The 16,359-nt window shown below is 39.5% G+C and carries 10 protein-coding genes; 5 read left to right on the plus strand and 5 right to left on the minus strand.

Annotated features, from left to right (window positions below; genetic code table 11):
• Positions 1 to 27 precede the first annotated feature (27 nt).
• Positions 28 to 315 carry an antibiotic biosynthesis monooxygenase family protein gene (locus H6G59_RS02795; protein WP_190711652.1) on the plus strand — a complete coding sequence of 96 codons (288 nt, stop codon included), beginning with the start codon at positions 28 to 30 and terminating at the stop codon, positions 313 to 315.
• Between the two features lie 227 nt (positions 316 to 542).
• A complete protein-coding gene (locus H6G59_RS02800) occupies positions 543 to 2,132 on the plus strand; it encodes a B12-binding domain-containing radical SAM protein (protein WP_190711653.1) in 1,590 nt (529 codons plus the stop codon).
• 108 nt (positions 2,133 to 2,240) lie between these two features.
• Here the strand turns inward: H6G59_RS02800 and pcrA are convergent, their stop codons facing one another.
• From pcrA to H6G59_RS02815, 3 genes are all read right to left on the minus strand, one after another.
• Entirely contained in the window at positions 2,241 to 4,571 is a 2,331-nt protein-coding gene (gene pcrA, locus H6G59_RS02805) for a DNA helicase PcrA (RefSeq protein ID WP_190711916.1), read from the minus strand.
• Between the two features lie 582 nt (positions 4,572 to 5,153).
• Complete coding sequence (locus tag H6G59_RS02810) at positions 5,154 to 6,275, minus strand: glycosyltransferase family 2 protein (RefSeq protein ID WP_199331902.1); 1,122 nt, start codon at positions 6,273 to 6,275, stop codon at positions 5,154 to 5,156.
• A 307-nt stretch (positions 6,276 to 6,582) separates the two neighbouring features.
• Positions 6,583 to 8,307: a sensor histidine kinase gene (locus H6G59_RS02815; RefSeq protein WP_190711654.1), complete on the minus strand. Its 1,725-nt coding sequence runs from the start codon at positions 8,305 to 8,307 to the stop codon at positions 6,583 to 6,585.
• A gap of 900 nt (positions 8,308 to 9,207) precedes the next feature.
• Between H6G59_RS02815 and H6G59_RS02820 the strand changes: the two genes are divergently transcribed.
• Positions 9,208 to 9,645, plus strand: coding sequence for a CAAD domain-containing protein (locus tag H6G59_RS02820; protein ID WP_190711918.1), 438 nt, complete (start codon positions 9,208 to 9,210; stop codon positions 9,643 to 9,645).
• Between the two features lie 123 nt (positions 9,646 to 9,768).
• Here the strand turns inward: H6G59_RS02820 and H6G59_RS02825 are convergent, their stop codons facing one another.
• Together H6G59_RS02825 and petH are read right to left on the minus strand one after the other, a co-directional pair.
• On the minus strand, positions 9,769 to 11,058 hold the full coding sequence (locus tag H6G59_RS02825) for a homoserine dehydrogenase (RefSeq protein ID WP_190711655.1): 1,290 nt from the start codon (positions 11,056 to 11,058) through the stop codon (positions 9,769 to 9,771).
• Between the two features lie 205 nt (positions 11,059 to 11,263).
• A complete protein-coding gene (gene petH / locus H6G59_RS02830) occupies positions 11,264 to 12,622 on the minus strand; it encodes a ferredoxin--NADP reductase (RefSeq protein WP_190711656.1) in 1,359 nt (452 codons plus the stop codon).
• 920 nt (positions 12,623 to 13,542) lie between these two features.
• On the opposite strand from petH, the gene H6G59_RS02835 reads away from it, so the two are divergent.
• Complete coding sequence (locus tag H6G59_RS02835; protein ID WP_190711657.1) at positions 13,543 to 14,547, plus strand: phosphoribulokinase; 1,005 nt, start codon at positions 13,543 to 13,545, stop codon at positions 14,545 to 14,547.
• A gap of 288 nt (positions 14,548 to 14,835) precedes the next feature.
• Positions 14,836 to 16,110 carry a methionine adenosyltransferase gene (metK, locus tag H6G59_RS02840; protein ID WP_190711658.1) on the plus strand — a complete coding sequence of 425 codons (1,275 nt, stop codon included), beginning with the start codon at positions 14,836 to 14,838 and terminating at the stop codon, positions 16,108 to 16,110.
• Positions 16,111 to 16,359: the final 249 nt, after the last annotated feature.

Consider the following 16,359-nt stretch of genomic DNA (forward strand, 5'->3'; position numbering starts at 1 on the left):
AAATCTTATAATTTCCAGGAAAATCTCATGATTCTTGAAGCTGTGATGCTAAATGTTAAACCGGGAATGGAGTCTGATTTTGAATCTACTTTTAAAAAGGCTGCTGCTATTATTTCATCAATGCATGGATATTTATCCCATGAAATTCATAAGTGTATAGAAGTCAAAGGCAAATATTTATTACTTGTTAAATGGCAAACTTTAGAAGATCATACTGTGGGATTTAGGGGTTCTGCTGAGTATCAAGAGTGGAAGAAGCTTCTTCACAATTTTTATGAACCATTTCCTACTGTTGAACATTTTGAAGAAATTTAGAGTCAATATAATGATCGATTTTATGATAATATCCTGTTTATAAAAAATATCTATCTGTTGAAATTGAATATTTTTAAATCCAAAAATTTATCAAAAAAGGAGATCAAAAACAAAGATATCAGTAATTATTCTATAATTCAGATCAAGAAGCGTGAACAATATTTCTCTATTTCCGTCTTTGTTTGAAATAAACCTACAAGCAAAATTCAGGGTTTGCAATTAAGATAATGAATGTTTTACTTATATATCCTCTGTTTCCAAAAAGTTTTTGGTCTTTTGAAAAAACACTGGCTCTGCTAGACCGTAAGGCGATGTTACCACCTTTGGGTTTGGTGACAGTAGCTGCAATTTTACCCCAAGAATGGAATTTTAAGCTCGTAGACCGGAATATTCGCCAAATTACGGAAGCAGAATGGGCTTGGGCTGATTTGGTGATTTTGTCAGCAATGATTGTCCAAAAAGAGGATTTACTCGCACAGATTCAGGAAGCGAAGCGTCGTGGTAAGCGTGTGGCGGTGGGTGGCCCTTATCCGACAGCGTTACCCAACGAAGTCACAGATGTGGGTGCAGATTATTTGATCTTGGACGAGGGAGAAATTACCTTACCATTATTTATAGATGCAATTTCCCGTGGTGAATCTTCAGGGATGTTTCGTTCTGGTGGTGAAAAACCAGATGTAACCCATACTCCTATTCCTCGTTTTGACTTGCTGGAATTTGATGCTTATGCGGAAATGTCGGTGCAGTTTTCCCGTGGCTGTCCCTTCCAGTGCGAATTCTGCGATATTATCGTTCTCTATGGGCGTAAACCTCGCACCAAGACACCAGCGCAACTCCTCGCAGAACTTGATTATCTCTACGAATTAGGTTGGCGACGCAGTATTTTTATGGTAGATGATAACTTCATTGGTAATAAACGCAACGTCAAATTATTCTTGAAAGAACTAGAACCTTGGATGGTTGCACATCAGTATCCTTTCTCTTTTGCGACTGAGGCTTCCGTTGATTTAGCCCAAGATCAAGAATTGATGGATGCAATGGTAAGGTGTAATTTCGGTTCTGTTTTCTTAGGTATTGAAACCCCCGACGAAGAAAGCCTCGCTTTTACTCAAAAATTCCAAAATACAAGAGATTCCCTCAGCGAAGCGGTACATAAAATTACGCGTTCCGGGTTGCGAGTTATGGCAGGTTTTATCATTGGCTTTGATGGCGAAAAAACAGGCGCTGGGGCGAGAATTGTGAAGTTTGTGGAACAGACATCAATTCCCACCGCTTTGTTTAGTATGCTCCAAGCCCTTCCTGATACAGCATTGTGGCATAGATTAGCAAAGGAGAACCGACTCCGCAGTAAATCGGCGAATATCAATCAAACTACATTGATGAATTTTGTCCCCACCCGGCCTTTAGAAGAAATTGCTAGTGAATATGTAGAAGCGTTTTGGGAATTATACGAACCATCACGGTTTTTAGATCGTGCTTATCGTCACTACCGCATTTTGGGCGAAGCAACCTATCCGAAAAAGGGCAAAGGTGCTAAAAAACAAGTGAATTGGAAGGTATTACGGGCGTTTTTGACTATTTGCTGGCGACAAGGTTTATTACGTAATACCCGTTGGCAATTTTGGCGTAATTTGTGGAATATGTACAAGCATAATCCAGGTGGTATCAGTAGTTATTTAGCTGTTTGCGCTCAAATTGAGCATTTCTTGGAATATCGTCAGATTGTGCGTGATGAAATTGAGGCTCAAGTGGCTGAGTTTCTGAAAGCAGAAGCGCAGGTAAAACTGGAAGAGGAAAAAACGCAAGTTTTAGTTTAACAAACCACAGAGGACACAGAGAGAAGAAAAATACTTAATCGAACTGTATTAGCTAACAATCTTGATTCCTCTCTGCGTCTCTGCGTCTCTGCGTGAGATAAAAAATTTCTACTCCACTCTTTGCAATTGTGCTACTCTGGGGTCAATAATTTTCTGTCCTAAACTAGCGAATTTAATCGCCACAGATATCTTATTTCCTGCTCCAAAAACGTGGGTTATTTCCCCAATTCCAAAGGATTTATGTAATACTCTTTCTCCTACTTGCCAATTTCCTGTAGCATTTTGGGTACTAGTTTTTGCAGGTGTAGTTTTAGTAAAAGATCGGCTAACTTGGTTTTGAGTAGTTAATAATTCTGCTGGTAATTCGTCGAGAAATTGCGATCGCATTGCGGGTTCTCTGGAACCATACAAACGTCGTTCTCTCGCGTGGGATAAAAACAAACGTTCTTGAGCGCGAGTAATACCCACATAACACAGACGGCGTTCTTCTTCCAATAATGACGGATCTTGTAGAGAACGATAACCAGGGAATAACCCTTGTTCTAAACCTACTAAAAATACTACCGGAAATTCTAACCCTTTGGAAGCGTGTAATGTCATTAAGGAAACTACTGTTTTTCCTTCCTTTAAATTATCTAAATCAGAACTCAGGGCTGCACTTTGCAAAAATGCTTGTAAGGAAATATCTTCACCTTCATTTTCTTCTTGAAATTGCAGTGCAGCATTGTAAAGTTCCTGAACGTTTTTGACTCTATCACTAGCTTCATCTGTACCTTGATTTAGCAAGTCTTGGACATAACCAGAATCTTCTAATACTCCTTGGACAATCTCAGTAACCGGAACTTGGGAAATTTGTTCTTGCCATTTTTGAATCAATTTACCAAAGCTATTTACAGATTTTGCAGAACGTCCTGCTAAGGTATTTACTGATGTTTCATCACTTAATATTTCCCACAAAGTTGTCCCTAATTGCTGGGAAGCATTCATCAAAGCATCAATAGTAGCTTTACCAATGCCCCGACGAGGGGTATTAATAACTCTTAATAAACTAACTGTATCGGCTGGATTATTAATTGCTCTTAAATAAGCGACAACATCTTTGATTTCTTTGCGGTCATAAAACTTCATTCCTCCTACTACTGTATAAGGAATTTGATATTTAACTAACAAGTCTTCAAAAGGTCTAGATTGAGCGTTAGTGCGATAAAGTATGGCAAAACTACCCCAACTTAATTCAGGATTTTGATGTTCTAATGTACGGATTTGATTAATAACAAATGCAGCCTCTGCCATTTCTTCATCGGCTTTATGGAAATATATTTTTTCACCTGTATCTCTTGTGGCTTTAAGAATTTTATCAATACGTTGGGTATTGTTTTCAATCAGTTCATTAGCAGCTTGGAGAATATTTTCACAAGAACGATAGTTTTCTTCTAATTTCACCATTGAGCGGGTGTCGTCATCTGCTAAACCATCCCCAAAGTTTTCTTGAAACTCTAACAAAATAGTGAAATCTGCCATTCTAAAACTGTAAATTGACTGGTCAGCATCACCGACAACAAACACTGAGCGATTTTGCCAATTCCATTCATGTTTACGCTCTTCACCGTTTGTTACCAAAAGCTGAATTAAATCGTATTGAGTGCGGTTTGTATCTTGATATTCATCGACAAGAATATGGCAGAATTTACGATGCCAATAACCTAACACTTGCTCATTTTGTTGAAATAGTCTAGTAGGAACAAGAATTAAATCATCAAAATCAAGAGCGTTATTTTGGGATAATTTATCTTGATAACGATTGTAAACGTCAGCAATTACTCGTCCGCGATAGTTGGGTTGTTCACGCTCAAATTCTTGGGGTGAAAAACCTTGGTTTTTAGCGTTACTGATCGCGTAACGGACTGATTTAGGTTCAAATTTTTTACTATCGAGATTTAAATCTTTAGTGACTATTTCTTTGATTAAGCTTTGAACATCAGATTCATCAAAGATAGAAAAGTTTTTATTCCAACGTCGTCCTTTTTCGTCTTGGTATTTTTCGATATCAAAGCGAAGAATCCGAGAAAATAAACTGTGGAAAGTGCCACACCACATATCTTTGATATAGGTGCGGTAAACCTTTGATTTTAACTGGGTTTGTTCGTATTCTGGTAATAAATCCAACTTTTTACCGTATTGGTTAATTGCTAATTGTTCCGCAAATAGCCTTTGAATTCTATCCTTCATTTCCCGTGCGGCTTTGTTGGTGAAAGTCACAGCCAGGATATTTTCAGGATTTACACGGTGTTTGATAATCAAATTCGCAATCCGATAAGTCAGCGCACGGGTTTTACCGGAACCAGCACCAGCTACCACTAATAATGGTCCGCAGTAGTGTTCGACGGCTTGACGTTGGCTGGGGTTGAGGTGACTGAGGAAATCAATACTTGTCGTCATAGAGATGAAAGCGCGATCTTTGAGACTTACACCCCAAAGTATATTGGCTGAAGGGGTAACATCAATTTTAAAACATCCTTTCAATACTTTTTCCTATGAAAAATTGGTCAATAAAGTATGCTTAGTTGTTTTTTAGACTAAATTGAGCAAGATGAAGACATCACAGCTGTTCTCAAAAAGTCCATGTCTGCAAATTTCTGTAGTCTGTTGAAAGACTGTAGCTAAAGAAGTCCTGTAAAAATCAAGGAAAACTTTTGGCGAGTTACGGTATATCTGGTATAGCAGGTGACAGAGAACAGGTGACAGGTGACAGTTTGAAAAGTCTTTTGGTGTCTAGGTTTTATAATCAGTTGGTGTCCTAACCGCCCTGTCTGTTGCTATATTATCCTAACTTAATTATAGGTATTAGTGCTAGTTGCGGACTGGCTGTTTTTACCAAGAGTTCTGGTTTATTAAATGAAAATCAAAGTCGAGTAAGTAGAAAGGCACAAAAAAACGTACTCAGAAGTAGCAGGTTTTCATGATCAATATCAGGAGACTCAACAACAAATTCGTGTAGCAGAATAAAAGTTACCTTATTCTTCAAATTGGTTTTCCAGAACGCCAACGTCTAATTAGAATCAGTATTCTAGAAAAGAAAAGTTTCAAAAAAGCGATTCGACTGCGCCAATCACTGTATTTCCCCAATAAATACCACATACCTGATGGAGAAAGCCATAAACCCTGACAATTTTCTAAATGTCTAGCCAACTCAACTCCATCAAGAGGATCTGCTAAAGCATCAATCAGTTCCAAGCTAGAAGGTAATGTGTTCGGACAGGTAGATGAATTACTATGGGCGTTTGCCCAACTTGGTTCTCCACCTTGGTTGTATGTTTTAGCTTCAGGATGTCCAAATCCTATATTATGTACTAAAGATACCATGGGTGTTATGTGTATGTATCCCTGATGTAGCGCCGCTACAGTGAGAGTAATAACCCAATCTTGTTTGTTTTCTGTTTCTATAAAAAATTGATTAATAATTGTATATTTTGTTTGTATGGTTGCAGGAATTTGATAGAAATGACCAAAAGGATTATAACCTTGGGGATGATGAGCAAGATTTAAGTTTTGCCAACGATCTGCCCAAATTCCTAAACCATAAGCAAATACACGTTTTGATACCATAAAATCATCTGATATCAGTTCACGTATTTGACTCGGAAAATTGGCATAAGCTGTGATTGAAAATACTTGAGGACAGTGACGATAAGCTTCTAATAGCCGACACATCCGATCGTAAAAATAAGGATTGGGAAGAGTATCATCTTCTAAGTAAATGACAGCAGGATAATGGGATAAAGCCTCTGTAATTGCATAGATAGCGTGGGCATCACAACCTAAGTTATCTTGCTGGTTAATAATTTTAACAGGAATAGTCTGAGAAAATTCTGTTAATAAACTAATGCACTCTGCAATGAGAGGCTGATCTTTAGCATTACGTGGTCCATCAATGAAAGCCAAAATCTGTGATGGACGCAAAGTTTGTTGAGCTATAGCCGGAAGAAATTGTTGGAGAAGATCTGGACGAGTAAAGGCGAGGAGAACAATTGGTGGTAATTCCTGAGGGAGTGATATTTCTTCTAATAAAACAGGTAGTTTTTGGTCTTGGTTGATGCTAGAAATTACCTTTTTATTTTGATTATTAATTTCATTTATATTCATAATTTTAAGAATGTTATTTTAGACTACTAAAATTTGCATAGATAAGTCCTGGAGATACTAACAATAATTCAGATTTCTTAGAAGTGATTTGTGATAACTGTATGTAGCAAATTTATCATAAAATCAATTTTTTGTCTAGATATTGCAAAGCTAAGAAAAACTAAGTATTGCTAAATGCAGGTATAAAATATTTTTTCTATAGTTATTAAAATTCTTCCCTTGGCTGCGATCGCATCTTGAAACCCCCAAACCATTTTGGTGTCATAGCCTCCACTAATTTTTCCCTACACCCTTCTTGTTGTCCTGCTTATTCCTGTACTGTCAACGGTAGACGAATAGTAAAAGTAGAACCAACACCAAGCTGACTCTTGACAATAATTTCACCTCCCATCATCTGGCAAAAATGACGGCTAATTGCTAATCCCAAGCCAGTACCACCGTATTTTTTCGTAGTTGAGGTATCCCCTTGTATAAAGGGTTGAAACAAATGCTGCTCTTGACCAGGTGACAGTCCAATACCTGTATCAGTCACAGTAAAACTAATCACACCTAAAGCGGTTTCTTTCAGCAGGTTTGTTTTCTCATTCTTAACAGTCAGCGTCACTTTACCGTTGGTGGTAAACTTGGCAGCATTACTGAGTAAATTTAATAACACCTGCCGCATCCTTGTTTGATCAGCGTACATCATCCCTAGTGGTTCATCGCAATCTATGACTAAGGTGTTACCATTTTTTTCGATAGCTGGTTTAACTGTGTGAACAACGTTGTTAATCAAAGTTATGATTTCAAAGGTCTCTGGGTAGAGAGTCATTTTCCCCGCTTCAATTTTCGACAAGTCGAGGATATCGTTAATTAGTTCTAGTAAATGTCTCCCAGCCGAATTAATAGTTTCTAAATCAGCGATAAAGTCCGCAGATACACCAATATCACCAGCGTCATCTTGTAACAATTGACTTAAACCAATGACTGCATTTAGGGGTGTGCGTAACTCATGGCTGACATTGGCCAGAAATTGGCTTTTGGCTTTACTGGCAGCTTCCGCTAATTCTTTTGCTTGTTGTAGTTGTTTAGTTCGCTCAGATACTCTCTCAATTAAGCGATTTAGAGATTTAGCAAGTAAGCCAATTTCATCATCAGTGGTGATAGGAGCGCGTAAATCAAAATTAGATTTTCTGGCCACCTGTTCAGCTACTTGAGTTACTGTGATTACAGGTTCTGCGATCGCTCGACTAGTACGCCATGCCACAACAGCAGCTATAGCCACTGATACGAGCATACTGACGATGACAATTAATCTCTCCACAAATCTAGCTTGCTCTACATCTCTCTGTCGCTCCTGCGCTTGCATTTGAGCAGTGCGGAGAATATTAGTCAATTTTTCTGACAAATTCTCTAGCTGCATGGCCGTTTCACCACGCATAATTGTCAGTAACTGCTCTCTGGCTGAGGTAATTTGTTGGGGCTTTACCTCTTGAGCCTCAAGTTGCTGCAAAACAACATCAATTTGATTAATATAGGATTTTAAGTTAATTGAGTAATCCTGCAATAAATTCTCTAAAGTTGCACTAGTTGCGGCTAATGTCTGAGGCTTACTATTTATATAGCCAGCAATATTTTGCTCTAATTTCTGAGCTTGAGAAACAGAATAGAGAAATGCTGCCTTTTTCTTACGTAGTTTTGGTGTATCTTCTAAAACAGCTACTAAGTTAGAGCTATGCAATTGCGCCCCAACTACCGCATTTTTATAATTATTTAGTAATTGTCCTTGCTCGTTGGCTTGATTAAATTGTCTGACTTCTCTTCCCCGGTAATAGTTGGCCAGTACCAATCCAGTCAGGGAGCCAAAAAAGCCAATGCCAATAGCCACAAAGTATCCATAGCCAATTTTTTGATGGATGCGCCAAGAACTGGCTTTGAGTTTCCCACGGGAGGGAAATTCTATAGTCGGTAATTCATCTGTTATTGGCTCTTCAGTTGACACTTTTTTGCTTTGTAAACTTTTGTCAACAAGGGTGGGCTTTTGATTTGGCATCCTGGCAATCTCTTTACTAACATCTTCTTGCACAATTCTCAATAAATTACAGTGAACATTACTCACTTTACGAAATTATTAGGTTTTTGGGTGGGAATTTTAGCAATAAGATGATGGTGCAAGATCAGAGTTGATCAATCCCAAAATATCACCCATCAAGTCTAGCCTTTATCATCATTGCTAATCTCATGAAGATTGACTTTATTTTCTTTGATAATAGGAGTAAATCATTTTTATCTATTTTATAGAATAGACTTATACTTTAAATTTACCTATGGGGAATTGATAGAGGGGTTGCCGAATCGGGTAATTCTCATACTCTATTTATACAACTCAGACACAGAAAGACTTTCATGCAATTTTGTTAAGAATTTTCTACTATAGTGTGGAAAAATTTTTTAGCTAAAATGCACTGCATATCATAAAGTCACTTTTATGTCTAGTCTCTATGAACAGACAATCAAATTGTTACATATTAGTATCAATATGAAAAACTTAATTGACGAATGCGGCTAAAGATAGCTTTAATATCAGATAAAATCAGCGTTTAGACTTGTATGAGTGAGAGGTGGACTGATTTTTGCATGATTTGTGCTTCGATGAGCAAATTACATGGCATGGGATAATCACAACCTGAGAATTCCAGTTAATTTACAAAACAGAACTCAGAAAGCTGATGTTAATACATCCTGTTGCCTTTTAACTTCTATCCTCATACTGACGTTCTACCCTGTAGTTGATGCAGTAGAGGTAATGGGGCAATTATGGTTATAGGACACTAAAACCCTTTTGTAAGCTCAACCCAATCGTACTGATGCTAGGATCAATTACCTACTCAACAACCTTATGGTTGGAATTGTGCGGATAAAAAACTCAAATGTCAAAATTATGGAAGTGAAAATGCAAGAACCGGAATACACAGACACCAAGTCAAAAGAAACAACAATTCCAGATATCAACAGCCAAACAGGAAGTATTACCAAACTTCAGCCTCCTGTACAGTCTCAAGAGCAATGGCTGAAATATGGACAGCAAGTTTCTGGCTTTTTAGGTACATTACCTGACTATATAGGCAATTTCTTTAATCAATACAAGCAGCCTGTAGTTACTCTGGGATTATTGATCACAACAATTGTAGCTGTTAAGGTACTGTTGGCTGTTCTAGATTCTCTCAATGATATTCCTTTGGTAGCACCTACCTTTGAGTTGATTGGTATTGGTTATTCTGCCTGGTTTGTTTATCGCTATTTACTCAAAGCTTCAACTCGGCAAGAGTTAACTAGTGAAATTACAACTCTCAAATCACAGGTTGTTGGCCAAGAAACTTCAGAATCTTAATTTTTAAGGAGTCAGAAGAGTTGTGAGTACCGAGTACCGAGTACCGAGTCGTTGACTCTCCTTCCTACTCATTACTCGTTACTCATCGCTATATACTGACTTCCTCCCCTGCTCCCTGCCTCCTCAAAGCACTCTGAAGATGCTAGGAATACTATCTATTGCTTCCAAGGTTTGAATTTCAGCTAAAGCTTGCCTAAAGTCTCCTTCTCGCACATCGTGGGTAACAACCACAATCTCTGCTAGTTGTTCCTGAAAACCAGTTTGAACAACAGACTCTAAGCTTACGCCAAATTTACCAAAGCAAGTACCCAATTTACCAATCACGCTTGGTTGGTCTTTTGTTAAGAATCGAGCATAAAATCGGGTTACAAGTTCAGAAATTGGCGAAATTTGCAGGTAATTTTCATGCCTACAGGCTAACAGGGGATTTGATTTGGGGGTATTAGTTTTCAGAGTAGCGACAAGATTCAAGATATCAGAACAGACAGCACTAGCTGTAGCACCTGCACCTGCACCAGGCCCAAAAAACATCACCTGTCCAATGGGTTCTCCTTCAACAAGAATGGCATTGTACACACCGTTAATACTAGCTAAAGGATGAGTTTGCGGCACTAGGGTAGGATGAACTCTGACTGATAGCTGAGAGTAATCACTAGTTTGATGTTTGGCAATTGCTAATAATTTAATCACAAATCCCAATTTGGCAGCGTAGCTAATATCTGTCTTGCTGACTTGACGGATTCCCTCACAATAGACATCTTGTAAGTTGATGCGGCCATCAAAGCCTAAAGATGCCAAGATGGCAATTTTATCTGCGGCATCTAAGCCATCAATATCAGCTGTGGGGTCAGCCTCAGCATAACCCAAGCGTTGAGCATCAGCTAAAACATCATTGAAGTCGCTACCCTCTGTTTGCATCCTGGTGAGGATGTAGTTAGTTGTACCGTTCACAATCCCAGTGACGGCATTAATCCGGTTGACACTTAACGATTGCTTGAGCGGTTGAATTACAGGAATACCACCACCAACAGCGGCTTCTAGCATCACATAGACCCCAGCTTGATTGGCTGCGGTAAATATTTCTGCCCCAAATCTTGAAATTGCGGCTTTATTGGCTGTGACTACGTGCTTACCATTTTTAATAGCTGTGAGGATAAGTGTTCTGGCTGGTTCCAATCCCCCCATGACTTCAACAATTATATCTATCTCTGGATCATTGACAATTGCTTCTAAATCAGTTGTTAATACTCCTGTAGACAATTGTATTTGACGGGGTTGATCAAGCGATCGCACTCCCACTCGATATATTTCTATCTCTTTTAATAGTGGGTGACGACCTGCTGTATCTTGCAACAGTTGTACAGTACCCGTTCCCACAGTCCCTAAACCTAATATTCCTAGTTTTACACCCACAGATTTTGCATCCAATTCATTTTTAAGTGCCTCGGCTTAGAGTGCTGAGTAGTCAAAAGTATTTAATACTTTACCCCCCAGAACTGAGTCCTCTTTCCTCAGCTATCTACATTTATATAAAACAATTGTAGGGTAGGCACTGCCCACCCTACTCATTTATAACTGAGAATTGAAAACTCAGCACTCGGTACTTGATACTCAGTACTTAGTATGTTTCTACGTGCCAGCGGTGTGCTTTCTTGAGATCCTTCTGGTAACTACTCCAAGTCACACCTTCCTTAGCAGCAGCAGCAGTCAAAGCTGCATCAATACCATCTTCCATACCGCGTAAACCGCAGATGTAAGTGTGGGTCTTTTCATTTTTAATCAATTGCCACAGTTCATCAGCGTGTTCTGCTACACGGTCTTGGATATACATTCTGCCACCTGCGGGGTTTTTCTGTTCCCGGCTGATAGCATAGGTGAGGCGGAAGTTTTCTGGATACTTTTGTTGCATTTCTTCCAGTTCTTCCTTGTAAAGAATGTTGGGAGATGTGGGTACTCCAAACAACAACCAAGAGAATCCCTTAAATTGGTATTCTGGATTAGCTGCTCTTTCATTATCCTTAAACATCCGCCACAGATAAGCCCGCATAGGAGCGATACCTGTTCCTGTTGCTAACATGATTACATTAGCTTCAGGATCTTCAGGTAACAACATTTCTTTACCTACAGGCCCTGTGATTTTTACATCATCACCTGGTTTAAGCTGAGTCAGATAAGTAGAGCAAACACCATAGATTGTTTCACCACTTTCTGGGTGTTTGTACTCTAATTGGCGAACACATAGTGAGATTGTTTTATCATCTACATCATCGCCATGACGAGTTGAAGCAATCGAGTAAAGTCTGAGTTTTTCAGGCTTACCGTTTTTGTCAACACCTGGGGGAATAATACCAATACTTTGACCTTCGATATACTTTAAATTACCAGTAGAAAGGTCAAACTTCAGGTGCTGAACAATACCAATGCCGTCTTCTTTAACTAAAGGTTCATTGGAGATACACTTACCAATAAACGGAGCGTTAGGACGGTAAGTGTTTACAGGAACATCAGCGTGTTTGGCTTTCCCTTGAGTCATGGTGTTGCCTTTTTTTTCCTTAGCAGGTGATTTAGCGAAGCCTTTGACTTCACTATTCGTATTCACAGGTGTGGCTTTACCATTTTCCTCACTGTTAGCATTCACTGGCGTGACTAACTCGCTGACTTCGCTGTTAGCGCTCACTGGTGTAACTAACTCGCTGAATTCGCTGTTAGCACTTTCCACAGCAGCTTTACCATTAACTGGTTCTAGAACTGTTATAGGGTGAATACTAACAATTTTGCCGCCTAGACGAGTGATCCGTCGCATTTCTTGATTCATGCGGTTGTAAGGCACTCTGATGAACACACTGCCACTTTTACGAATTGGGTAGTTTGTTTGATCAGTTTCTTCGTTCTGACGCAGACCAACCACTTCGTAAACGAAGACGCGGCTACCTGATTCTATACTGGCAGCACCCTCAACAGCACCTTGATTGTACATTCTTTCTACCACTCCGATATTTACTTAACCGTTTATCAAAAAAATCATTCCCATCCTATGCCAGCTTTAGTTTACCGGATTTTCGTTGCACAAAACTGGCCGTCTGGGAAAACGGCATCATTGTCATGATGCCTTGCTAAGTACACTCGGCCAAGACATATAGGTATGGTAAAGAACACACCTGCTCACCTTCTAAAGTAGAGGATAAGCCTTGGACAGAATGTTAATAGTGAATCAATTTAATCTTTTTTTCGTGAACTATATACTTCTTTTGGGAAGTTAGTTCACTGCAACAACAGATGTTATGACTAACCAACATAACAAGTTTTACGTGATGTGAAAAATATGTCAACCTCTATCCGTAGGTTGATTTGACCAAGAACGGGATCTAGTCCATTAACGAAGGCAGGGGGCAGGAGGCGGTTTTTGTAACCGGGATTATTTATACCCCGCTCCAAAAACTTGGGACGAAGTCCGGTTTTAGACCTGATTGTTTCGATCAGTAAATGCCCACACCTCAAAAGATAGAGATTCTACAGTTAGTCAATTTTTAAGTATTTTTACTTATTGACAAAATTAGCTTAATATCTAAGTTTAGAGCTATGAATAACTCAAGAAGTCAAAAATTTGATTGGTACACTAAAATATTATTCCTGACAGCAAATCTTGTTACAAAATGCATCTTTCTGTTAAAATCTAATATATCACTAAGATTAAATACTTACCAGCCAAGATATCAGGATAGTTTAACAAGTAACAAAGATAACTGTGTTGCTTACTAGTCTGGTATGCTATTCCCGTGCTGGATAGCAAGAACGCAGGATCACACCATTGGGGTAAACTCCTGGATTCAAAAAAAATCTGCTGTGTGAAAAAAAAATATTGATTGACACATCTTTTTTAGTATTTAGAGGAGATTTATGACAAGTAAGCCGGAACGCGTGGTACTGATAGGAGTAGCAGGAGACTCCGGGTGCGGTAAATCTACGTTTTTGCGTCGGTTAATCGATTTATTTGGTGAAGATTTCATGACAGTTATCTGTTTGGATGACTATCATTGTCTGGATCGTAAACAACGCAAAGAAACGGGGATAACTGCACTTGACCCCAGGGCGAACAATTTTGACCTCATGTATGAGCAAATTAAAGCGCTCAAAGAAGGTCAAGCGATTGATAAGCCGATTTACAACCACGAAACCGGCATGATCGATCCTCCAGAACGGATTGAGCCAAACCACATCATAGTAGTGGAGGGGTTACATCCTTTATATGATGAGCGCGTGCGATCGCTTCTCGACTTCAGTGTCTATTTTGACATCAGCGATGAAGTGAAAATTGCCTGGAAGATTCAACGCGATATGGCAGAACGAGGCCATCGCTACGAAGATGTTCTCGCACAAATTAACTCTCGTAAACCGGACTTTGAAAAGTTTATCGAACCACAAAGAGAATTTGCCGATGTGGTTTTGCAAGTACTGCCGACAAACTTGATCAAAAACGATACCGAGCGCAAAGTTTTACGCGTACGTATGCTGCAAAGAGAAGGTAAGGAAGGCTTTGAGCCAACCTACCTCTTTGATGAAGGTTCAACAATTCAGTGGACCCCCTGTGGACGGAAACTGACTTGTTCCTACCCTGGAATGCAACTATACTACGGTTCCGATGTTTACTACGGTCGTTACGTTACCGTGTTAGAAGTAGACGGTCAATTTGACAATTTAGAAGAAGTAATTTACATCGAAACTCATTTGAGCAATACATCCACCACCTACCAAGGTGAGATGACTCACTTGTTACTCCAACACCGCGAATATCCTGGTTCCAACAACGGTACTGGTTTATTCCAAGTGCTGACAGGTTTGAAAATGCGTGCTGCTTATGAGCGATTGACAGCTAAAGAAGCAAAGTTAGCGGTTCAAGTCTAAAGCAAGCAATGTTTGTGAACGAAAAAGGGGGACATCTACTGGGTGTACCCCCTTTTTTTGTGTAACCTCTTATCGTGTTTGCTTAAAGACTTATAATCAGGGCGGACGCGATAACACGGAACTTTCTTTTTATAAGTAATTAAGCGAACCTGAGATCATGAGTTTGCAGATGAACAGCGAAACTTTATCAGTAAGTGTGTAAATATTGTTATTATTTCATAAATTAGTAGCTGAACTAAATACTCATTCTTTAGTCAGTGAGCAAAATTAGTTAAGGAGGAATTTCCTTTGTCTCGACGCTATCTATTTACCTCCGAGTCAGTCACCGAAGGCCATCCAGATAAAATCTGTGATCAAATTTCCGATACTATTCTGGATGCTTTATTAACACAAGACCCCAGTAGCCGGGTTGCAGCCGAAGTGGTTGTTAATACGGGCTTAGTACTAATTACTGGAGAAATTACTACCAAAGCCAATGTCAATTTTGTCAATTTAGCTCGGAAGAAGATCGCGGAAATTGGCTACACTGATGCAGTCAACGGCTTTTCTGCTAATAGCGCCAGTGTCTTGGTAGCTTTAGATGAACAGTCTCCTGATATCGCTCAAGGTGTAAATACTGCTCAAGAAACCCGCACTGAGGATAGTGAAGAACTATTCGACAAAATCGGCGCTGGTGATCAAGGTATCATGTTTGGTTTTGCTTGCAACGAAACACCAGAATTGATGCCCTTGCCTATTAGTTTAGCTCACCGCATTGCCCGGAGATTGGCAGCAGTGAGAAAAACAGGTGATTTACCATACCTGCGTCCTGACGGAAAAACCCAAGTTACCGTAGTCTATGAAGATGGAAAACCCGTAGGTATAGACACAATCTTGATTTCTACCCAGCATACACCTAATATTGGGGATATTACGGATGAGGCAGGGGTACAAGCCAAGATTAAAGAAGACCTGTGGACAGCAGTTGTGGAACCTGTGTTTGGTGATATTGACGTTAAGCCAGATCAGGGTACACGTTTTCTCGTTAACCCTACAGGTAAATTTGTCATCGGTGGACCACAAGGTGATTCTGGTCTGACTGGACGAAAAATCATTGTCGATACCTATGGTGGTTATTCACGACATGGTGGTGGTGCTTTTTCTGGTAAAGACCCCACGAAGGTAGACCGTTCCGCTGCTTATGCTGCTCGCTATGCGGCGAAAAATATTGTGGCTGCTGGGTTAGCAGAAAAATGTGAAGTCCAGTTAAGTTATGCCATTGGTGTAGCGCGACCGGTCAGCATTTTTGTGGATACCTTTGGTACAGGCAAAGTGGATGATGACATCTTGTTGGCATTAGTCAAAGACAACTTTGAACTGCGTCCAGCAGGCATTATCCATGCTTTCAATTTACGCAACTTACCAAGTGAAAGAGGCGGACGTTTTTATCAGGACATCGCAGCTTATGGTCACTTGGGACGTAGTGATTTGGATTTACCTTGGGAACGTACTGACAAGGTGGATTTATTGAAGCAAGCCGCTAATAAGTTACTTTCCGAAGTTGTTGCTCAGGCATTAACTTAAAATGTGATCACTTGAGGTGATTGGTAATTTGAATCTCTGACCTCATTTTCATCACCCTTGATATTAGAAAACCTCTGCTTTTATAACTATCAAGCAGAGGTTTTTTTAGTAGTGATGATTGCTATAGCAGCTAGTACCGCTTTCTGGGAATTAAAAATTAAAAAAGCAGATTACACAAGCTTTTTAGGAATTTTTAATGGTAGCTTTATTTCCGCTACGTTGTACTAGCTACCAGGAAGCAGAACCTGG

Source organism: Anabaena lutea FACHB-196 (genome assembly GCF_014698305.1).
Lineage (GTDB): Bacteria > Cyanobacteriota > Cyanobacteriia > Cyanobacteriales > Nostocaceae > Anabaena > Anabaena lutea.